Origin of the sequence: Bradyrhizobium sp. Leo170, from assembly GCF_004296405.1 — a bacterium.
In the GTDB taxonomy this organism is placed as follows: domain Bacteria; phylum Pseudomonadota; class Alphaproteobacteria; order Rhizobiales; family Xanthobacteraceae; genus Bradyrhizobium.
Genome location: NZ_PSRR01000003.1, coordinates 1 through 19,619, shown reverse-complemented (window position 1 = coordinate 19,619; position 19,619 = coordinate 1). Strand labels below are relative to the sequence as shown.

18 protein-coding genes are annotated in these 19,619 nt (G+C 63.5%); 12 read left to right on the top strand and 6 right to left on the bottom strand.

Annotated elements, in window-relative coordinates:
- Nucleotides 1-9: 9 nt before the first annotated feature.
- Entirely contained in the window at nucleotides 10-2,268 is a 2,259-nt protein-coding gene (locus CWO89_RS00870; RefSeq protein WP_463698686.1) for a TonB-dependent siderophore receptor, read from the bottom strand.
- Between the two features lie 173 nt (nucleotides 2,269-2,441).
- On the bottom strand, nucleotides 2,442-3,674 hold the full coding sequence (locus CWO89_RS00865) for an amidohydrolase family protein (protein ID WP_130576793.1): 1,233 nt from the start codon (nucleotides 3,672-3,674) through the stop codon (nucleotides 2,442-2,444).
- A 190-nt stretch (nucleotides 3,675-3,864) separates the two neighbouring features.
- Between CWO89_RS00865 and CWO89_RS00860 the strand changes: the two genes are divergently transcribed.
- From CWO89_RS00860 to CWO89_RS00850, 3 genes are all read left to right on the top strand, one after another.
- Entirely contained in the window at nucleotides 3,865-4,734 is an 870-nt protein-coding gene (locus CWO89_RS00860) for a S1C family serine protease (protein WP_130576792.1), read from the top strand.
- Nucleotides 4,731-5,105, top strand: coding sequence for a response regulator transcription factor (locus tag CWO89_RS00855; protein WP_130576791.1), 375 nt, complete (start codon nucleotides 4,731-4,733; stop codon nucleotides 5,103-5,105). Before CWO89_RS00860 ends, CWO89_RS00855 begins: the two co-directional genes overlap by 4 nt.
- A 73-nt stretch (nucleotides 5,106-5,178) precedes the next feature.
- Nucleotides 5,179-5,553 carry a YkvA family protein gene (locus CWO89_RS00850; RefSeq protein WP_130576790.1) on the top strand — a complete coding sequence of 125 codons (375 nt, stop codon included), beginning with the start codon at nucleotides 5,179-5,181 and terminating at the stop codon, nucleotides 5,551-5,553.
- On the opposite strand, the gene CWO89_RS00845 is transcribed toward CWO89_RS00850, so the two are convergent.
- Nucleotides 5,550-7,985, bottom strand: a complete 2,436-nt coding sequence (locus CWO89_RS00845) for a TonB-dependent receptor (protein WP_130576849.1) — start codon at nucleotides 7,983-7,985, stop codon at nucleotides 5,550-5,552. The genes CWO89_RS00850 and CWO89_RS00845 overlap by 4 nt on opposite strands.
- A gap of 196 nt (nucleotides 7,986-8,181) precedes the next feature.
- Between CWO89_RS00845 and CWO89_RS00840 the strand changes: the two genes are divergently transcribed.
- Nucleotides 8,182-9,792, top strand: coding sequence for a rhodanese-like domain-containing protein (locus tag CWO89_RS00840; RefSeq protein ID WP_130576789.1), 1,611 nt, complete (start codon nucleotides 8,182-8,184; stop codon nucleotides 9,790-9,792).
- Between the two features lie 98 nt (nucleotides 9,793-9,890).
- Here the strand turns inward: CWO89_RS00840 and CWO89_RS00835 are convergent, their stop codons facing one another.
- Nucleotides 9,891-11,258, bottom strand: coding sequence for a histidine kinase (locus CWO89_RS00835; RefSeq protein WP_130576788.1), 1,368 nt, complete (start codon nucleotides 11,256-11,258; stop codon nucleotides 9,891-9,893).
- A gap of 192 nt (nucleotides 11,259-11,450) precedes the next feature.
- Between CWO89_RS00835 and CWO89_RS00830 the strand changes: the two genes are divergently transcribed.
- From CWO89_RS00830 to CWO89_RS00795, 8 genes are all read left to right on the top strand, one after another.
- Entirely contained in the window at nucleotides 11,451-12,071 is a 621-nt protein-coding gene (locus CWO89_RS00830) for a response regulator transcription factor (protein WP_130576787.1), read from the top strand.
- Nucleotides 12,072-12,158: 87 nt separating this feature from the next.
- The gene (gene fghA / locus CWO89_RS00825) at nucleotides 12,159-13,004 is read left to right on the top strand and encodes an S-formylglutathione hydrolase (RefSeq protein WP_130576786.1); all 846 of its coding nucleotides are present in this window, start codon (nucleotides 12,159-12,161) and stop codon (nucleotides 13,002-13,004) included.
- Between the two features lie 202 nt (nucleotides 13,005-13,206).
- Nucleotides 13,207-14,388: a lanthanide ABC transporter ABC transporter substrate-binding protein PedA1 gene (locus CWO89_RS00820; RefSeq protein ID WP_130576785.1), complete on the top strand. Its 1,182-nt coding sequence runs from the start codon at nucleotides 13,207-13,209 to the stop codon at nucleotides 14,386-14,388.
- A gap of 14 nt (nucleotides 14,389-14,402) precedes the next feature.
- Nucleotides 14,403-15,374, top strand: coding sequence for a YVTN family beta-propeller repeat protein (locus CWO89_RS00815; protein ID WP_245475620.1), 972 nt, complete (start codon nucleotides 14,403-14,405; stop codon nucleotides 15,372-15,374).
- A gap of 47 nt (nucleotides 15,375-15,421) precedes the next feature.
- Complete coding sequence (locus tag CWO89_RS00810; protein ID WP_130576783.1) at nucleotides 15,422-16,192, top strand: lanthanide ABC transporter ATP-binding protein PedB/LutE; 771 nt, start codon at nucleotides 15,422-15,424, stop codon at nucleotides 16,190-16,192.
- The gene (locus tag CWO89_RS00805) at nucleotides 16,189-17,037 is read left to right on the top strand and encodes a lanthanide ABC transporter permease protein PedC (protein WP_130576782.1); all 849 of its coding nucleotides are present in this window, start codon (nucleotides 16,189-16,191) and stop codon (nucleotides 17,035-17,037) included. Before CWO89_RS00810 ends, CWO89_RS00805 begins: the two co-directional genes overlap by 4 nt.
- A complete protein-coding gene (locus CWO89_RS00800; protein WP_130576781.1) occupies nucleotides 17,034-17,648 on the top strand; it encodes a hypothetical protein in 615 nt (204 codons plus the stop codon). The genes CWO89_RS00805 and CWO89_RS00800 overlap by 4 nt, the downstream gene beginning before the upstream one ends.
- Before the next feature lie 130 nt (nucleotides 17,649-17,778).
- Complete coding sequence (locus CWO89_RS00795; RefSeq protein WP_130576780.1) at nucleotides 17,779-18,072, top strand: copper-binding protein; 294 nt, start codon at nucleotides 17,779-17,781, stop codon at nucleotides 18,070-18,072.
- 69 nt (nucleotides 18,073-18,141) lie between these two features.
- Here the strand turns inward: CWO89_RS00795 and CWO89_RS00790 are convergent, their stop codons facing one another.
- Complete coding sequence (locus CWO89_RS00790; RefSeq protein WP_130576779.1) at nucleotides 18,142-18,705, bottom strand: PQQ-dependent catabolism-associated CXXCW motif protein; 564 nt, start codon at nucleotides 18,703-18,705, stop codon at nucleotides 18,142-18,144.
- The gene (locus CWO89_RS00785; RefSeq protein WP_130576778.1) at nucleotides 18,702-19,586 is read right to left on the bottom strand and encodes a substrate-binding domain-containing protein; all 885 of its coding nucleotides are present in this window, start codon (nucleotides 19,584-19,586) and stop codon (nucleotides 18,702-18,704) included. Before CWO89_RS00785 ends, CWO89_RS00790 begins: the two co-directional genes overlap by 4 nt.
- Between the last annotated feature and the right edge of the window lie 33 nt (nucleotides 19,587-19,619).

Sequence of the window (19,619 nt, the reverse complement as noted above, 5' to 3'; positions counted from 1 at the left end):
CGTACTCCTTTACCATTTGTAGGAAAGGCTTGCCGTGATCCGACGCCGGTCGCCGTAAAAGCAGGCGGTCGGCGACGAGCAGCTTGCAACGTAGATCTTGTCGGAGACATTGACGACATTCAAGGCGGCCCGCCAGTTCTGCCATTCATAGTGAACCGCCGCATCGCCAAGGAAGACGGCTGGCACAGTCAGCGTGTTGGCAGTGTCGGCAAAGGATTCGCCGATGTATCTCAGGCCGCCGCCAAAGCCAAACCCGCGCAGCGGCCCATCCTGGAACGTATAGTCCGCCCAGGTCGACGCCACATTCTGTGGCGTATTGGTCGGCGCCTTGCCGATCAAAGCGGGGTTCAGGTCCTTGCTGATGAATAGATTGTAGGTGGTGAAGGAGCCGATCACCTTGAGGCCCGGCATGACATTGGCGACGACTTCGGCTTCGACGCCGCGCGAGGTGACCTCACCATTCTGGGTCTGCAGCCGAGTGTTGTTTGGATCTGTCGTCAGCGCATTCTGGCGTTTCAGATCGAACAAGGCGACGCCGAAATGGCCGTTGAAGCCGAGAGGCTGGACCTTCAAGCCGATCTCGGTCTGCTCGCCCGTTTCGGGCAAGAGCAACTGGTTCGCGGCGTTGAGGCCGACAATCGGATTGTAGCTGGTCGCATAAGCGACATAGGGTGCGAAGCCGCTGTCGAAATTATAGATCAAGCCGACACGGCCGCTGAACCGGCTGTCGTCACGATTCTGAGCCAGGCCAATATGATTGTCGTTGTTGGTTGCAACCCAATCGTTGCGGCCGCTCAGCACAAGCGTAAAGCGGTCGAGCTTGATCTGATCCTGTATATAGGTGCCAAGCTGCTTCTGAGTCAGCGCCGCATCCTGGTAAGGAGCTCCGTTGAAGGGTGCAGTCGGCGTGTAGACCGGGTTGACCAGGTTGAGCGGCATCGCGGCGCCAAAGCCCTGCCAATCATCCAGGCTGTAATGCTTCAGGTCGAGCCCGAACAGCATAGTATGGCGAAGCGGCCCGGTGGCGAAACGATATTCGAGCTGGCTGTCGAGATCAGCCTGGTTGGCGATGCCCCGGGTCACAAAGTTGCCGCGCGCGAGATTGGCTGCGGCAGGCGTGGTGGCATAGCCGAGGCCGTATAGCGTCGCCAGAGTGACGTCGACATGGGCGAAGCGTGCATTCTGCCGGAACGTGACGCTGTCGGAGAGATTGCGCTCGAACTGATAGCCGAGCATTTCCTGTTCCCGCTTGAAGGTATCCATGCTGGGATCGCTAGCGAACAGTTGTGTCGGAATGCGGCCGAACGGCGCGTCGACGACGGTGCCGACGTAAGGCAGAAAGTTCTGGCTGCGCGTCTGGTTATACGAGGCTGATGCGAGCACGGTGAAACTGGTGTCGGCATCGGGCCTCCACGTCACGGACGGCGCAATGAAGTAATTGTTGTTGGGGGTGAAGTCGACCTGCGTACCGCCATTTTGGACCTGGCCTACCACGCGATAGAGTAATTGGCCGTTACTGGCCTGCGTTTGCACCGGCCCACCGAAGTCGAAAGCAACATAGGCGTTGCCGAAATTGTTGACGCCGGTTTCAAGATAGCGGATCGGTTCGGCTGGCGGCATCTTGCTGACGGCATTCACGATGCCACTCGGACTTGAGCCGCCGTAAAGCACCGCCGAAGGCCCGCGCAGGACTTCGACCCGCTCCAGGTTGAACGGCTGCAGCTTCCAGCTCGCGTAAGATGTGTAGAACAGTTGCAAGCCATCGAGGAACAGGCCGATATCGTCGGACTTGAAGCCGCGGATCAGGAACCAGTCGTTGCGGTTATCCGCGCCGAAGGTACTGGCCACAACTCCCGGCGCGTAACGCAGAATCTCGTCGAGCTTGCCCGGCTTCTGGTCGCGGATCTGCTCGCTGCCGATCACCGAGATCGCCTGCGGCGTCTGCATGATCGGGGTGTTGGTCTTGGTGCCGGTCATGCTGCGCCCGGCAACATAGCCCTCGATCGGCCCGCGCGGATTCTCGACCACGGTCGCATTGCGACGTGGCGGCTGCACCTGGCGCGGCGGCGTGATCTGCGTGGCGCGCTGAACACGGCGCTGCGCCACGGGCGCCGCGCGGCGGCGCGTTTCTAGCGCCCGAACTTCGACCGGCGGTAGCGGCTGCGTAGTTTGCGAAGAACTCGACTGCGCGAACGTTACCTGGGGCACCAATGCAAGAGACGATACCGTCGCCGACGCGGCGACAGCCAACCCACGAAGAACCTTCAATCCACTACCCCGACTGCAGCTTGACCCCTACGCGCCGCAATGAGCACGGCGCGCCAGCGCGATCACGCTTAGGCGAGGAGTGGAGGCCGCCGCCAATAGAACACCTCTATAACTTTCAAGAATCGTTCCAAGAATGATTCTTAAAATGCAAGCATCGATTGCATCGAGAAACATCATCTCGTGAGCTGTGCGACATCGCGCATGTACGCGAGATCGATCATGCGTCCGTGGCTGACGACTGCGGCCGGAGGCGCGTGAAAGCGAAGCACATTCGTGACATCGGGATGATCAAGCACGACGAGGTTGGCGGGGTAGCCCGCCTCGATGCCATACTTGGCCAGATTGACCGCCGCTGCCGGGCGCGACGTGATCATGTCATGGAGCGTATCGATGTCCTGTTCCTTCGTCATCCACAGGAGATGCGCGGCGAGGAACGCCACTTCGGGCATGTTGTTCCGGCCGAATGGATAGTAGGCATCGGAGATATCGTCCTGCCCGAGGCAGACGTTGACGCCCTGTTGCAAGAGTTCCTTGACCCGCGCGTGCAATGGACCGGTGTGGGGATCGCTAACGATACTGACGCGCGCCTGCCGCAACAGCTCAGTCAATTCGCCGAAATAGGATTCTGGATAGAGCGCCATCGCCCGGCAATGATGCGCCAGCGCGCGTCCCTGATAGCCGCGCGCGATCGCCTGGCGCGCCATCGCTTCCAGCGTCTTCATGTTGGGATCGCCGACATCGTCCAGCAACATCGAAATATCAGCGTTGAACTCGGCGGCGAGATCGAAACAGAAATCGATGTGGGCCTGCATGTCGTCTGCGCTGGATTCGATCCAGGGAATGCCGCCGACGACGTCGGCGCCCATCGCCATCGCCTCCCGCATCAATCGGTCGGCACCCGGCTCGCGCGCAAGCCCGTCCTGCGCGAACGCCACGACCTGGAGATCGACAATGCCACGGAATTCCTCGCGGACCGCCACAAGCGCCTTGACGCCCTCGAGCCGCGCCTTGGTGTCGACATCGGCGAACGCACGGATATGCAAATTGCCATGCAGCGCCGCCAGCGCGACCGCACGCCTGGCGTTCGGAATGATCCAGGACGCGTCGTATTTCTCCTTCACCGCGGCGGCGAGATCGATCGCCTTCGCCGCCTCGCTCATGCCGCCGCCGTGATAGGCCTCAAGCGCCGCTTCCGACATCATCGGCAGCGTCCAGACTTTGCAGAGGTGCAGATGCGCGTTGACGTAAGGCGGCGTGACCAGGTTTCCACCGACATCCAGCGTCAGGCGGGCATCGCTGCCGAGGCGCGGTGCGATCTCGGCAATGACGCCATCCGAAATCGCGATGTCCACAAGCGCGTCGCCCTGTCGCAGCAAGCGGGCATTTCGGATCAGCAGGTCAGTCATCGGGAATTCCAGTCAGAAAGGAGAATCGGGAAGCCAGGCCTCGTTTCGAGGGCCGCAATGCACATCTGATGCAAGAAGGATACCGTTCTGGCGCGGCCGTTCACGCCTGCCCACCCGGGCAGTTTCCAACGGCGCGGGAGCATGCCCAGATTGGGGAAAATCCAACGGAGTTTTGCCAACGGAGTTTGCCATGTCCGATCCCTCAGTGCTTGCCACATTCTCCGGCGCGATGGCCGACGTCGTCGCACGCGCCGCACCTGCAGTCGTCTCCGTGCACTCGCACCGCTCGCGCGCCTCGGGCTTTGTCTGGAAAGCGGGTCTGGTCGTCACCGCCGATGAGGCGCTGGCCGAAGAGGGCGAGGTCATCGTCCGCTTTGCCGACGGAACGGAGCGGTCTGCGACCATCGCGGGACGCGATCACACCACCGATGTCGCGCTGTTGCGGGTCGAGACCTCCAACGTCGCGTCGATCAAGCTTTCATCGGCGGTGCCAGCGCTCGGATCGCTGGCGTTGGTCGTCGCCGCTGAGCGTGGCGTGCCCGCGGCGGCGCTCGGCCTGATATCGCTGGTCGGCGGCACCTGGCGCAGCCTGCGCGGCGGCGACATCGATGCGCGCATCGAGCTCGACGTTCGCCTGAGGCCCAGTCACGAGGGTGGGCTCGCGCTCAATGCCTCCGGCGATGCCATCGGCATGGCCGTGCTCGGCGCGCGGCGCGTTCTTGTCATTCCGGCCGCGACCATCGAGCGCGTGGCGAGCCGGCTGGAGACCCATGGCCGGATCGCGCGCGGCTATCTCGGGCTCGGCCTGCAGCCGGTCAAGCTCGACGACGGCATCGGCGCGATGGTGATGAGCGTCGACAAGACTGGTCCCTCCGCGGCCGCCGGCATCCGGCAAGGCGACGTGATCGTCGGCTGGAACGACGAGAAGATTTCCGGCGTACGGGCGCTGCTCAGGGCGCTCGGGCCCGACAGCGTCGGCGCCACCGTCGACGTCGCGGTGCAGCGTGGCGGCGAGCCGGTGCGGGTCAAGCTGACGGTCGGGGAAAGGCCGGAGACGTGAGCGAACAGACCTCGCCTCCCCTCGTCATCGCCATCGACGTCGGCGATCCCGCGCTGGCGGACCGGCTCGCGTCGCTGCTCGGCGGCGTCGCAGGCTTGCGCCTTGCCGCGCCGGGCGAAGCGGCGAGCCTCGCGCTGGTCTCGCGGGATCAGCCTGCGAGCGAACGATCCGAGATCGAGCTGACGCCGCGCGAGCGCGACGTGCTGGCGCTGATGGCCGAGGGCGCCTCGAACAAGGCGATTGCGCGGCAGCTCGGGATCTCCGTGCACACCGCCAAATTCCACGTCAGCTCGTTGCTCGACAAGCTCGATGCCACCGGCCGCACCGATGCGGTGGCGCATGCGGCGCGGCGCGGGGTGATCCATCTCTAGTGGCGCGAGGTGCCGCATCGCCAAGCGATGCTGGCGATGCTGGTGGTGCCGGCGAACTCCGCCGCGGGGCCCTATGCTCGACCGTATCAAGACCTGGGCGCGCACGCTCAAGCGCGACAGCCGCGCCGTCTATCTCGCCGCCCGCGACCCGCGGGTGCCGTGGTATGCGAAGCTGCTTGCCGTTGCGGTCGCCGGATATGCGCTCTCGCCCATCGACCTCATTCCCGACTTCATTCCGGTAATCGGCTATCTCGACGATCTCGTGCTGGTGCCGCTCGGCATCTGGCTCGTGATCTCGCTGGTTCCGAAGGAGATCATGGTCGAGTGCCGCGACAAAGCGAGCGAAGCCTCGCCTCCGGCCAGCCGCACCGCGATGGCCGTCATCATCCTCGTCTGGGTCAGTGCGGCGCTTGCCCTTGGTTGGGTGGCCTGCAGGTATTGGGGTTAGAACGTCGCCCGCATTCCCGCATAGAAGGCGCGCGGACGCGCCGGGCTGACCGAGGCTGGATCCGTAAACGCTACGCCGCCAGCGGCGAAATTGGGCACATTGTCGGTCTGGAAGAAGGTGCCGTAGGTCGCATAGCGGCTGTCGAGCAGATTATCGATGCGGCCATAGATCTGGACGTTCTTAGTGAGCTGGTAGGAGGCGTGGGCATTGAACACAGCGTACGACGCGAGCTTCGGCGCTTGGTTGGAGTCGTCGCCGACAAAATACTGGCCACTGACGTAGATCGCGTCGGCGCCGACCTTGAACTGATCAGTGAGCGCATAGTCGAAGCCGGCCTTGATGCGATGGCGGGGAACTGCGGGAACCTGGTTGCCGGGCAGGATCTGGACGTTGCCGTTTTCATCGGCGAAGGGGCTATTGGAGCCGATCTGCAGCGCGTCCAGGAAGCGGGCGTCGACGAAGGCATAGCTCGCATACATCTGCAGTGCGGATGATTTCACCTGGATCTCGGCCTCGACGCCCTGGCGCCGCGTCGAGCCGACGTTCTGGAAGTAGCCGAAGCCCTGTATCACCGGGCTCGGGATCGCGAGAATGTCGTCGTTGTTGGTGGTGCGGAAGCCGCCGACCTTCCAGGAGAGCGTGCCGATGTTCAATTCCTTGGTGCCGCGCAGGCCGGCCTCGACGGTGCGTGACACCACCTGCTGCAGCGGTGGATCGGAGACCAGGAAGGCGCCGACGATGCAGGGGCGCGCGGGATCGGCGCAGCCAAGCTCCAGCGGTGTCGGCGCGCGGTTGGCTTCGGAATAGCCGGCATAGGCGGTCAGCTCCGGCGTGATCTTGTAGGTGCCGCCGATGAGCGGATTGAAGCGGTCATAGGTGCTGTAGCCGTTCAGCTCGGTGCCGATCTGGTCTTCAAGCCTGATGCGCGCATCGTTGAAGCGGCCGCCCGCGGTGATCGAGAATGCCTTCGTCACGTCGAAGGTGTCGAGCGCATAGATGCCGGTATATTGATTGGTGGTGCGCAGCGAGACCGGGCCGATCGAGACGGGATCGCCGGACTGGCCGAGAAAGATGCCGCTGCCGCTGACGACGTAGTTCGGGCCGATGGTGCCGAGCTCCGCACTCGCGGTGAAGTTCGTGACGCTGGTGTCGAAGCTGGCACCGATCGTGAAGCGGTTGTCATGGCCGAAGAGTTGATCTGCGTTCGTCGCCTGCAGTTGCATGCCGGCAGTGGTCGACTTCGTCGTGGTGCGGTCGTTCTCGCCAAGCACCGCGCCCGCTGGAAACGGATTGGCGAGCTGGGCGCCATTCAATCCGTTCGCGGGAACATCATCGCTGTTGAAGCACAGTAGCCCGGCATCGGCCTCGCAGGGCTGCGTCTCCGTCGGGTTGCCGTCTTGCGTCTTCTGTTTGTAGAACCGCAGATGCGCGGCGCCCTCGATGGTCCAGGTCGGGGTCGCCTCCACCTTTCCCGTCAGGTTGAAGTAGCCGACCTTGTTGGTGGAGGTTTGCGGTGTGGTGTAGGTCGCACCCCAATATCGCTGCAGCAATTCAACCGGCACCGTTGCCGCCGCGCCGAACTTGTTATCGGCGAGGCCGATATTGAGATGGAATTCGCTGACGTCGTTCTTGTGGGCGACATCGCCGTAGAAGCGGCGGACGTCGGAAGGAGAGAAGTTGCGAAAGCCGTTGTCGTGCAGACCTTCCAGCGCGCCATAGACGGCAAAATTGTCGATCTGCTTGCCCCATTGCGCCGCCCCCTGGATGCGGCCGAACGAGCCGCCCATGGTGTTGATCTCGGCGCCCTGATAGGAAAAACCATCCTTCATCTGTACGACGACCGCGCCGCCCAGCGCGTTGAGACCGAAGGCCGGATTGTTGGTCACGACATCGATGGACCTGACCGCGCTGGTCGGGATCAGGTCCCAGTTGACCGTGTCACCGAAGGCTTCATTGACCCGTACCCCGTTCTGGTAGACCGCAAGACCCTGCGGCGTGCCTGCCACCGGAGACGCCACGAAGCCGCGGAACTGGACGTCCGGCTGGAAGGGATTGCCGGCGACCTCGTTGACGATGATGCCCGGCACGCGCTGGTCGAGCGCAGTTGTGATATTGAGCGAATCGGTTCGTTGGATTTCCTTGGTGTCGACGACATTGACCGCCGCAGGAATCTTGTCCGCTTCGATCGCAGCGGCCGAATCCGAGGTCGGCGTCGGCGCGGTCGGGACATACACAACTCTTGGCGATCTTGCCCGCGCGCGTACAGGAGCCGCCGGAGGACGGCCGCGCCTGGCGCGGTCCGCAGGCGTCACCTCCACCGGCGGCAATGTCTCGACTTGCTGCCCCCCGCTCTGGGCGAATCCCGTTTCGTTCCCGACGACAACGACAACACCTGCCGCAATCGATGCGACAAGCAGCACCCGCACGCCCATTTGTCCACCCGTTCCACCCACCGTCCGGCCGTTGTCGCCGGTTCGAGCGATACTAGAGTGCAGGACGAGCAGTCCGCTACCTGCAAGTGTTCCCGAAAGTTCCGGGAAAATTCCCGACCCGCTTCGGCCGGCGCCATCGGCCATCGGCAATATCTGCTATATGCCGATCCTCTCGAAGTCCTCTCTGGATGCACCAATGAAGCCAATCCCCGGCACCCAGCCGAAGCCGTCCGATGCCGCGCCACTCGTTACGCCCACGGAATTGCGCCGGCGCTGGCGGGCCGGCGAGGAGGTGGCGCTGCTCGACGTGCGCGAGGAAGGCCCCTATTCGCTGGCGCATCCCTTCTTCGCCGTCTCCCTGCCGCTTTCGCAGATCGAGTTGCGTGTTCTCGATCTGATCCCCCGGCTCGGCGCCCCCATTGCCGTGTACGACGACGGCGAAGGATATGCCGAGCGGGCGGCGAAACGCATTTCGGCACTCGGCTATACCGATGTCTCGATCCTCGACGGCGGCCTGGGAGCCTACCGGACGGTCGGTGAAGTCTTTCGCGACGTCAACGTGCCGAGCAAGGCGTTCGGCGAACTGGTCGAGGCGATCCGCCACACGCCTTCCCTGTCGGCGAACGAGGTCAAGGCCCTGATCGAGACGGAGCCCGATCTGGTCGTGCTCGACGCCCGCCGGTTCGAGGAATACCGGACCATGAGCATTCCGCGCGGCGTCAGCGTTCCCGGCGGTGAGCTCGCGTTTCGCGCAAGGGAAATCGCGCCCGCGCCGGGCACCACCATCATCGTCAATTGCGCCGGCCGGACGCGCAGCATCATCGGCGCGCAGTCGTTGATCAATGCGGGGCTCCCGAACAAAATCTTCGCGCTGCGAAACGGCACGATCGGCTGGACCTTGGCCGGGCACGCGGTCGAACGAGGCCGGACCGACCGGTTCCTTCAGCGCCCCGAAGCGACTTATTCCGCGACACGAGCCAGCGCGGCGCAATGGGCGGAGCGCGTCGGCGTTCCGGTGCTTGACCGCAGCACATTCGATCGCTTTCTCGCGCAAGCAAATGAACGTACGCTCTATTTGCTCGATGTGCGGACGCCTGAGGAATACGAGCGCGGACATCCGCCCGGCTTCGCCTCGGCACCGGGAGGGCAGCTCGTACAGGCCACGGATGAATGGATTGCCGTACGCGGATCGCGGCTCGTGCTGTTCGATGACGACGGCGTTCGCGCCCGCATGGCCGCATCCTGGTTGATCCAGATGGGCTGGGAGGCTCACGTCGTCGGGCCGGACGTGATTGAGGCGACCGAGGCCGGCACTCGACCACCGCGCCGTCCAGTGCCGCCAACCTCCGGCGGCGCGATCGACGTGGCGGAGCTGATCGCAAACCGCGACAACTGGACCGTCATCGATCTGGCGCGCAGCCCCGCCTATGCCGCGGGCCATATCCCTGGCGCACATTTCGTACTGGCCTCGCGCTTCAGCGAGGATTTGCCGCGGCTGCCCGGGGAGAGAGCGATCGTTCTCACCAGCGCCGACGGCGACGAAGCGATGTTCGCGCTTGCGGATGCGACCGCCTCGACCCAGCGCAAAGTGGTCGTGCTGAAAGGCGGAACGCGCGCCTGGACCGGCAGCAATCAGCCGCTGGAGCGGGACCGGCATTCCTGGATCTCGAAACCTGAGGATGTCTACAAGCGCCCGTATGAGGGAACAGACAATGCGGCGGCTGCAATGCAGGCCTATATCGATTGGGAACTGCACCTTGTCGCCCAGCTCGCAAACGATTCAGTGTCCAACTTTCACGTCGTGTAGAGCATGATCCGGAAAAGTGGAGACCGGTTTTCCGAAAAAGATCATGCTCAAACAAAGAGCTAGAGCGGGATGACGATTCGAAGAAAAGTCATCACGCTCTAGGAGCGCGCGCCCGTAGGGACCAGCGCTTCCACCGTCACGCCATCAGCGGACGAAACCGTCAGCGAGCCACCCAATGCCAACAGGCGTTCGCGCATGCCGGTCAGGCCGAAGCCGAACTGGTGATCGGCGCTCAAGCCGCGTCCGTTGTCGCGGACCCGCACCCGCACGCAGCCGCGATCTCCTCGCAGACTGTCCGGCTGCTCCGCCGGCTCGACGCTGACCTTGACCGCGGTCGCGCCAGCGTGGCGGAAGGCATTCGTTAGCGCCTCCTGGACGACGCGGTAGACCGTGAGATCGGCGGTCTCCCCGGTCTCGCCAAGTGCAGGCGAAATGCTGGTTTCGATCACCACCTCCGGATGCGATTCCTTCCACAGGCGGAACAGGGCAGAAAGCGCCTCGTGAAGTCCGAGCTCGGCGAGTCCGACCGGCCGTAGCTTCTCCAATATCCGGCGCGTGAACTGCTGCAGCGCATTGACCTGCTCCAGCATCGCTCCGCCGTGCTTTCGCACCTGGTCCGGACTTGCCTCGCGTGCATCAGGTAGCCGCATCAACGCACTTGCATGCGCCCGCAACGCGAACAAATGCGGGCCGAGCTCGTCGTGCAGTTCGCGCGCGATCTCCTTGCGCTCCCGGTCCTGCAGCGAAAACGCGCGTTCGGCGAGCTGCCGCTTGTCCTCGATCGCCTCGCCCAGCGTGGCCGCGAGGTGATTGAGCTTGGCGCAGATCGCAGCCAGTTCCGGCGCACCACCCGGCGTCACCCGAACATCGTATTGCCCGGCCTCGATCTTCGCCATGGCTTGCGAGAGCGACTCGAGCGGCGCCAGCGCGCGGCCGACAACGCTCCTGATGATCAGGAAGAGCACGACGACGATCGCGGAACCGACCGCGAGCTGGGTGATGATGCCGTCCCAGATCTCCGCCATCTCGTCATTCGGATGCGATGTGATCACGAGCGATTCCGATTTTCCGCGGATCGAGATCGGTACGCTAACGGAAGTTGTCTCCGGATGGACGAGCGCGACGAACCAGGCCGGCGGCGATCGCGCTTCGTCGCGGCTGTCAATCGCCTCGTCCTGCTCGGACTTTGCGGTCGCGCCATCCTGCCGCGCGATGCTGACGTGACGCAGCCGGCTCAGATCGCGAACGATCTGGTCGAGCCGGGCATCGGGATCCGGCGCCTCGTTCAACCCGGCAACGATCGTGGTGACGAATTCCCGCGCCAGGCGAATGACGCTCTGGTCTTCGGCCTGGACCCGGGGCCCGGCCTCGACGACGAGCCGGGCGATGTTGATGGCGAGACCGAGCGCGAGGACGAGCGCCAGCAGCAGGTTGATCCGCCCGCGCAAGGAAAGTTTCTGCCACATCGCCTTTGCCCACGATCACCCGCGTTCGGTTCCTCAATCAAGAGGAGCGTTGACAGACAAATACCGCGTCTGTCTAATCGAAGGGTACAGCAATCGCGCTGGAGATGCATGAGCGAGCCCGCGGGCGAGCCGCGCTCGTGTATTCTGATGCGGTGCAGCAACGGACTGACGCAGCTATCCAGGGCTTCAAGCATGCGCGTGCTGATCGTTGACGACCATCCGATCGTCGCTTCCGGCTGCCGCACCGTGTTCGCCGACGAACCGGAGATCGAATTGCTTGAAGCATGCGACGCCGAAAGCGGCGAACGCGTCTTTGTCGCCGAACGTCCCGATATCTCCGTGGTCGACATCAACTTGCCGACCGTTTCCGGCTTCGAACTGGCACGGCGGATGCTGGCGCGGGACGATTCCGCGCGCATCATCATGTTCAGCATGAACGACGATCCGGTGTTCGCCGCCCGCGCCATCGAGATTGGCGCCAAGGGCTATGTGGCGAAGACCGGCGATCCTAACGATCTCGTCGAGGCGATCCGCGAAGTCGGCAATGGCGGCGTCTATCTGCCGCCCGCGATCGCGCGGCGCGTGGCCTTTGCCGGCCCCGCCGCGGCGCAGAGCCCCCTATCGAAGCTCAATCCGCGCGAGAAGGAGATCCTGCGCCTGCTCAGCGCCGGCAAGACGCTCTCCGAGATCGCCTGGCTGGTTCATTCCTCCTACAAGACCGTCGCCAACACCTCCTCGATCATGCGCCAGAAACTTGGTGTGCGCACCTCAGCCGAACTGGTGCGGTTGGCGATCGAGAGCGGCGTCGCCTGAAGATCGCGCACGCATGATCCGGACATGTAGGCAGCGGTTTTCCGAAAAGATCATGCGCCAACAAAGCACAGCGCCGGAGTTCAAGAGATGACGATTCAAACCGTTTCAACCAACAAATCCCATGGCGGCATCCAGGGCGTGTACAAGCATGCCAGCCGCGAAACCAAGACCGACATGACCTTTTCGGTCTATGTTCCCCCGCATCCGGCGGGCGCGAAGCTGCCGGTCGTGTACTATCTCTCCGGCCTGACTTGCACCCATGCCAATGTTACCGAGAAAGGCGAATACCGCGACACCTGCGCCGATCTCGGCCTGATCTTCGTCGCGCCCGACACCAGCCCGCGCGGCGAGGGCGTGCCCGGCGATCCTGCCGGCGCCTACGACTTCGGGCTTGGCGCCGGCTTCTATGTCGACGCCACGCAGGAGCCGTTTGCCGAGAACTACCGGATGTGGAGCTATGTGACCCAGGAATTGCCGCAGCTCGTCGCCGCGAATTTCCCGATCGATCCCGTGCGGCAGTCCATCATGGGCCATTCCATGGGCGGTCACGGTGCGCTGACGGTGGCGCTGCGCCATCCCAACCGCTATCGCGCGGCGAGCGCTTTTGCGCCGATCGTGGCGCCGTCACAGGTGCCCTGGGGCATCAAGGCCCTCGGCGGCTATCTCGGCGACGACAGAAACGCATGGCGCAAGCACGATACAGTGGCGCTGATCGAGGACGGCGCGCGGTTTTCCGACCTGCTGGTGGACGTTGGCGATGCCGACTCGTTCCTGGCTGAACAGCTTCGCCCGGAACTACTGCAACAGGCCTGCGCGCAGGCGCAGATCCCACTCCTGCTCCGACGCCAAGAAGGCTACGACCATAGTTATTATTTCATCTCTACCTTCATGGGCGATCACTTGCGCTGGCACGCCGCACGGCTGGCGGCCTGAACCCTTTCCATTGCGCTTGCGGGTACGCCGGCATTCGACATCATTGCCGCGACGGAAAACCGCGCTCTCATGATCGTGATCGGGCGGAATCGAGAGCGTCGCAACGACAAAATGCGGGGTTGCAAGCCAGGACAATTCAGTCATCTTGCAATCCAAGAGCAGCTCCATCGCCGGTCAAGGCGAGGAGGCGTCGGGAGGAAACATGGTCCGATGGCTGGTCGCCGCAATCGGTCTGATCGCGATGGCGACGCCCGTGCGTGCCGCCGAGCCGATCGAGATCGGCATCGGCTATCTCGGCCGCGCCGGCGTTCAGCAGAGGCTGTCGCTGGTCGAGCAGCCCGCCGAGAATGACGGCATCGCCGGTGTACGGCTTGCGGTCGAGGACAACAACACCACGGGAAAATTCCTCAACCAGCGTTTCAACCTGGAAGAGGTCCGGCTGAGGGAAGGCGAGGACGTGGCGAAGGCCGCGACTGCGCTTGCCGATCGCAATGGCTTCATCATCGCCGATCTTCCACCGGATGCGCTGCTGCAGGCGGCGGATGCGTTGCGCGATCGCGGTACGGTGCTGTTGAACGCCGGCGCGATCGACGACCGGTTGCGCGAGCAGGACTGCCGCGCCAACGTGATCCACGTCGCGCCGACGCGTTCGATGCTGGCGGATGCGCTGGCGCAATATCTGGTGTGGAAGCAATGGAAGCGCTGGTTCCTGGTGGTCGGCTCACATGACAAGGACAAGCTCTATGCCGATGCCCTGCGACGCGCCGCGACGCGATTCGGCGCCAAGGTCGTGCAGGAGAAGACTTTCGAAGACACCGGCGGCGCCCGCCGCACCGACAGCGGCGTGACGCTCATCCAGCGGCAAATGCCGGTCTTCACTCAGCAGATCCCGGCCTATGACGTGCTGGTTGCCGCTGATGAAAGCGAGGTCTTCGCGTCCTATCTGCCTTACCGCACCTGGGACCCGCGGCCGGTTGCGGGCTCGGCCGGGCTCGTACCGACGAGCTGGGACGCAGCGCAGGATCAATGGGGCGCGGTCCAGATCCAGAACCGCTTCATGAAGCTGAATTCGCGGCGGATGACCGCACTCGACATGCAGGCCTGGACCGCCGCGCGCATGATCGGCGAAGCCGCCTCGCGCACGAACTCCGGTGACCCGAAGAAGCTCTTTGCTTTCCTCAAGGGACCGGATTTCTCGGTGGCGGCGTTCAAGGGCACGCGGCTGACGCTGCGAGACTGGAACCTGCAGCTTCGCCAGCCGATTCTTCTGGTCGACGGGCGCATGGTCGTCTCGGTGTCGCCGCAGGAAGGCTTCCTGCACCAGGTCTCCGAGCTCGACACGCTCGGCGTCGACCGCCCCGAGACAAAATGCAAACTGCAATGAAGGAGAGATCGCGCATGTGGCGCCGCTGTCTGCTTTCCGGAACGGTCCTTTGGCTCGCGGCCGCCGCCCCCGCTTCCGCCTTCATGGCTTATGTCTCGAACGAGAAGGGCAACACAGTTTCCGTGATCGACACCGATAGTTGGACGGTGACAAAAACCATCAAGGTCGGCCAGCGGCCGCGCGGCATCGAGTTCAGCCGCGACGGCAAGTTCGTGATGGTCGCGGTCGGCGACGACGACACCATCCAGGTGATCGATGCCAAGAAGCAGGAGGTGGTGGACACCCTGCCCTCCGGGCCCGATCCGGAACTGTTCACCCAGGATGCCGCGGGCAAGATCATGTATGTCGCCAACGAGAACGACAACACGGTGACCGTGATCGATCTCGAAAAGCGCGCCCGCATCGGCGATGTCCAGGTCGGCGTTGAACCGGAGGGCATGACGATCAGCCCGGACGGCAAGATCCTGATCAACACTTCCGAGACCACCAACATGGCGCATTTCATCGACACGTCGACGCGCCAGATCGTCGCCAATGTGCTGGTCGATGCGCGGCCGCGCTTCGCTGAGTTCAAGCATGACGGCTCCGAGTTGTGGGTATCCTCCGAGATCGGCGGCACGGTGTCGATCGTCGATCCCGTCAAGCACGTCGTGACCGGCAAGGTCACCTTCAGCATTCCCGGCCTGCGCAGCGAAGCGATCCAGCCGGTCGGCATCGGCATGACCAAGGATGACAAGACCGCCTTCGTCGCACTCGGTCCCGCCAACCGCATCGCGGTGGTCGACGCCGTCAGTCACAAGGTGACCAAATATCTCCTGGTCGGGCAGCGCGTCTGGCACATGGCGTTCACGCCGGACGAGAAATACCTGCTGGTGACCAATGGCGTGTCCAACGATGTCTCCGTCATCGACGTCGCCGCGCAAAAAGTGATCAAGACCATCCAGGTTGGCGAACTTCCCTGGGGCGTTACGATTGCACCGCAATGACAGCAACCCAAAAACCCATCGCTGACAAACCATCGCCTGACATCTTGATGCGCCAGGATCCCGCCGGCGTGGCCGCCTTGTCGATCGAAAGCGTCAGCCATTCCTATGGTGCGCGCCGCGCGCTGATCGATGTGAGCTTTGACGTCGCGCCGGCGAGCTTTACGGCGCTGCTCGGCCTGAACGGCGCCGGCAAGAGCACGCTGTTCTCGCTGATCACGCGATTGTTCGGCATCCAGGCCGGGCGCATCGGCATTTTCGGCCACGATATCAGCGGCGCGCCGGGCGAGGCGCTGCGGCTGCTCGGCGTCGTGTTCCAGCCGCGCACGCTCGACCTCGATCTCTCGGTGACGCAGAACCTGCTCTATCACGCCGCCCTGCACGGCATCGGCCGGCGCGAGGCGCGGCTGCGCTCGGGCGAGGTGCTGGCGCGCATCGCGCTTTCCGACCGCGCCGGCAGCAAGGTGCGCGACCTCTCCGGCGGCCAGATGCGCCGGCTGGAGATCGCGCGTGCGCTGCTGCACCGGCCGCGCCTGTTGCTATTAGACGAGGCGACCGTCGGCCTCGACGTCAAGGCGCGTTCAGACATCCTTAACCACGTCCGGCAGCTCGTCGCCGAGCAAGGCATCGGCGTGCTCTGGGCCACGCATTTGTTCGACGAGATCACGGCAAGCGATGACCTGGTGGTGCTGCATCAGGGCAAGGTGCTGGCGCGCGGCCAGGTCTCGCGCGTAATCGCGGACACAGGCGCGCAGGACATCAACACCGCCTTCATGCGCCTGACCGGGGCCGTGGGCAAAGCCGGGAGCGAGGCATCATGAGCTCCACCACCGTCACGCCGTCGCGACGCGGCTTTTCCTTCGGCGAATACATCACCTGCCTCAACGGCATCGTATGGCGCGAGGCGCTGCGCTTCCTGCATCAGCGCGAACGCTTCGTCTCGGCACTGGTCAGGCCGCTGGTGTGGCTGTTCATCTTCGCTGCCGGCTTCCGCCAGGTGCTCGGCATCTCGATCATCCCGCCCTACGAGACCTACATCCTCTACGAGGTCTATATCGCGCCGGGACTGATGGCGATGATCCAGCTTTTCAACGGCATGCAATCCTCGCTCTCGATGGTCTATGACCGCGAGATGGGCAATATGCGCACGCTGTTGGTGAGCCCGCTGCCGCGCGGCTACCTGCTGTTTTGCAAACTGCTGGCGGGCACCGCGGTCTCGCTGTTGCAGGTCTATGCCTTCCTCGTCATCGCATGGCTCTGGGACATCACGCCGCCGCCGATCGGCTATCTCACCGCGCTGCCGGCGCTGGTGCTGTCAGGGCTGATGTTGGGGTCGCTCGGCATGCTGATCTCCTCAGGGATCAAGCAGCTCGAGAATTTTGCCGGCGTCATGAACTTCGTGATCTTTCCGATGTTCTTTGCCTCATCCGCGCTCTATCCGCTGTGGCGGGTGCAGGAGGGCAGCCCGATGCTTTACTATGTCTGCCAGTTCAATCCATTCACCCACGCGGTCGAATTGATCCGCTTCGCGCTGTATGGCCAGATCAACTGGATTTCGTTTTTCGTCGTCGTCGGCTGCACGGCGGTCTTCATGATCGGCGCGATCCTGGCCTACGATCCCTCGCGCGGATTGGCGCGGCGTGGGCCTGCCGGAGGGGAGACATGATCGGGCGGATTGCGATCGGAGCATTGCTTGTCATCGCGGCATCGACCGGGGTCGGTCGCGCCGCCGATCCGCGCTATCCGAACTGGCCCTGCGCGCAGGCCAAGGTGCCGGAGATTTCGCTCGCGGCGGTGTGGGCGGGACCGCCGCTCGACGACGTCCAGAACAAATGGAAGGAGGACCCCAAGATCAGCGCGCTGGTGGAGAAACTGGCGGCGCGGCGCACGCCGCTTGAGGATGCCCAAAAGGCGATCACGGATTTCCTCACGGCTTCTGCGGCCGACAAAACCACCGCCGGCAAGCTGCTGTTCGCCGGCCTGTTCGATTCGCTCAATGCCCAGCGTTCCTCGGTCATGAGCGGCATCGAGCGGGTGACGCGCAAGCAACGCGAGGCGGCCGAGAAGGTCCGCGCCGACACGCTCGCGCTGCAAGCGCTGCAGAACGCGTCCTCGCCCGATCAGGCCAAGGTCGACGAACTCAGCAACACCCTCCTGTGGGAAACTCGGATCTTCGAGGACCGCCAACGTGTGGTCAGATTTGTCTGCGAAGTACCGACAACGATCGACCAGCGCCTGTTCGCGCTTGGCCGCACGATCCAGCAAGAGATGGAGTAGCGCCGCCGGTTCCGGCGCAAAAAGGTCAGTATAACTCACCTTTATGTCCGGTTCCGCCGACTTGATGCCGGAACCAAATGTGATTCCAGCGTCTTGTCGCTCAAGCCATCTCGAAACCCGGAGAGTTTTGATGAGAACAACGACGATCATCTTGGCGGGCGCGACGGCCCTCGGAATCTTTGCAACCGCGGCTTCGGCTCAACAAAACATGACGGGAACCATCACCAAGATCGACCGGCTGAATAGCACTATCTCGATCCAGCAAACGCAGAGCGGCACGGTCGGCGCAGGCAGTGGCGCGATCCAGGAGTTCAAGGTGACTGATACCAACAAGCTTGAACCCTTCCACGCCGGCGACAAGGTGAACTTCTCCGCCTCCGAAGGCGGCGGCACCAAGACCATCACCGATCTGAAGAAGCAATAATGTGATCACACTGAACCTCGGCCCCCGCGGCCGAGGTTCAGCTTCGTCTGAGTGAAGTCGTCGCAGGGCTTATTTCTCTTCACCCGTCCGCGGCTCCGGCTTGGCTTCGACGAGTGGTAAGCCTGCGTGCTCCCATCCATCGGACCCCAGGGGATACCAGGCGATGTTGGAATAGCCGTAGGTCAGCGCGCGCTTGGCTGCGTTCCACGACATCCAGCAATTTTCCTGACAATAGATCACGAGCAGCGCCGCCTTGTTGCCATCAGAGGCACGCTCAAGGCCGCGGCGAAGATAGTCTTCAGTGACATCGGCGATTTTTCCATAGCCGGTGTCGGGCAGCCAGATGCTGCCGGGGATGTTGTGTCGCGGCTTGTCGCGCCACACCGTGCCTTCCGGCAGGTTGGCGGGCTTAGGTGGACGCGGCAGCACGTCGACGAAGGCGCCGGTCTTGTCGCGCCAGATCGCCTCGGCTTCCGCGGTCGAGAGCACGCGGGCGCCGGCAAGCGTTGCCGGCACCAGCGCGCGGTAATTCTCGGTGCGGTATTCTTGCGGCTCGGGGACCTGCTGCTGCGCATGGGCCGCTACGGCGAGCGACGCTGCGACAACGACCAGGCTCGTGAGCCAGCGCCTCATGGCGATTTCGCCGCCGTCTCCGGGCCGATTGGTCGGTCGTTCTCGTCCAGAAGCGGCACGCCGAAGTCGAGCAGGATCTTGTTGATCTCGCCCTGATTCTCCTGGATCAGGCGATTGAGCTGGCGTTTCCAGTTCTGGTCCGCCGGGCGCACGCCCATGCCGATGCGATAGACGAGTTTCGGACCCGTCGTTTCCTTCACCAGCGGCGTGACGTGCAGCGGCGGATTGGCTTTTTTGGCATAGAAGCCGGCCATGGGCCCCCACAACACGCCGGCATCGATCTCGCCCTTGGCAAGATCACTGATCATCGCCTCCGCCGAGGAATCGATGCGCGTGTCGATCATCAATGGATACGGTTTTGCATTCGCCATCAGGCCGGCCGCGGCCATATTGGTGCCGGGCGGTGTGCCGGCGACCACGCCGATATGCTTGCCCTTCAGCCGCTCGTCCTCGAGCGTAGTCACATCGTCGAGGCCGCTGCCTTGCTTCGCGATCAATGCGTAGGCCGTGCGATAATAAGGATTGGTGCCCTGGGCCAGCTCGTCGCCCTGTGGAAAGCCCATGATGACGTCGCAGCGGTGCGAGCCGAGCGTCATGCGCACGAAGCCGGTCGCCTGCGGAAAATAGGTGAACTCAAGCTTCTTTTGCAGCTTCTGGGCAAAGAGTTCGGCGAGCTTGTTCTCAAAGCCTTCGCCCTTCTCGTTGGAGAACGGCAGATTCCGCGGGTCGGCACAGACGCGCAGGACCTTGGGATCGATCAATTCGATCGAGAGATCGCCGCTTTCGTTGGTCTGCGCGCGAGCGGCACCATGCCCGATCGCCATCGCGGCAATCGCAAGCAGCGCCGGCAACCAGCGGCGATATCGTCCGGCACCCGCCATCGCGTTTCCTCCTCTTTCTTGTTTGGGGCTAGA

What these genes read in the sequence shown, in the direction of transcription:
- CWO89_RS00865 (WP_130576793.1), bottom strand. Translation starts at nt 3,674, where the DNA reads ATGACTGACCTGCTGATCCGAAATGCCCGCTTGCTGCGACAGGGCGAC.
- CWO89_RS00860 (WP_130576792.1), top strand. Translation starts at nt 3,865, where the DNA reads ATGTCCGATCCCTCAGTGCTTGCCACATTCTCCGGCGCGATGGCCGAC.
- CWO89_RS00850 (WP_130576790.1), top strand. Translation starts at nt 5,179, where the DNA reads ATGCTCGACCGTATCAAGACCTGGGCGCGCACGCTCAAGCGCGACAGC.
- CWO89_RS00845 (WP_130576849.1), bottom strand. Translation starts at nt 7,985, where the DNA reads ATGGGCGTGCGGGTGCTGCTTGTCGCATCGATTGCGGCAGGTGTTGTC.
- CWO89_RS00840 (WP_130576789.1), top strand. Translation starts at nt 8,182, where the DNA reads ATGAAGCCAATCCCCGGCACCCAGCCGAAGCCGTCCGATGCCGCGCCA.
- CWO89_RS00835 (WP_130576788.1), bottom strand. Translation starts at nt 11,258, where the DNA reads ATGTGGCAGAAACTTTCCTTGCGCGGGCGGATCAACCTGCTGCTGGCG.
- CWO89_RS00830 (WP_130576787.1), top strand. Translation starts at nt 11,451, where the DNA reads ATGCGCGTGCTGATCGTTGACGACCATCCGATCGTCGCTTCCGGCTGC.
- fghA (WP_130576786.1), top strand. Translation starts at nt 12,159, where the DNA reads ATGACGATTCAAACCGTTTCAACCAACAAATCCCATGGCGGCATCCAG.
- CWO89_RS00820 (WP_130576785.1), top strand. Translation starts at nt 13,207, where the DNA reads ATGGTCCGATGGCTGGTCGCCGCAATCGGTCTGATCGCGATGGCGACG.
- CWO89_RS00815 (WP_245475620.1), top strand. Translation starts at nt 14,403, where the DNA reads ATGTGGCGCCGCTGTCTGCTTTCCGGAACGGTCCTTTGGCTCGCGGCC.
- CWO89_RS00810 (WP_130576783.1), top strand. Translation starts at nt 15,422, where the DNA reads ATGCGCCAGGATCCCGCCGGCGTGGCCGCCTTGTCGATCGAAAGCGTC.
- CWO89_RS00805 (WP_130576782.1), top strand. Translation starts at nt 16,189, where the DNA reads ATGAGCTCCACCACCGTCACGCCGTCGCGACGCGGCTTTTCCTTCGGC.
- CWO89_RS00800 (WP_130576781.1), top strand. Translation starts at nt 17,034, where the DNA reads ATGATCGGGCGGATTGCGATCGGAGCATTGCTTGTCATCGCGGCATCG.
- CWO89_RS00795 (WP_130576780.1), top strand. Translation starts at nt 17,779, where the DNA reads ATGAGAACAACGACGATCATCTTGGCGGGCGCGACGGCCCTCGGAATC.
- CWO89_RS00790 (WP_130576779.1), bottom strand. Translation starts at nt 18,705, where the DNA reads ATGAGGCGCTGGCTCACGAGCCTGGTCGTTGTCGCAGCGTCGCTCGCC.
- CWO89_RS00785 (WP_130576778.1), bottom strand. Translation starts at nt 19,586, where the DNA reads ATGGCGGGTGCCGGACGATATCGCCGCTGGTTGCCGGCGCTGCTTGCG.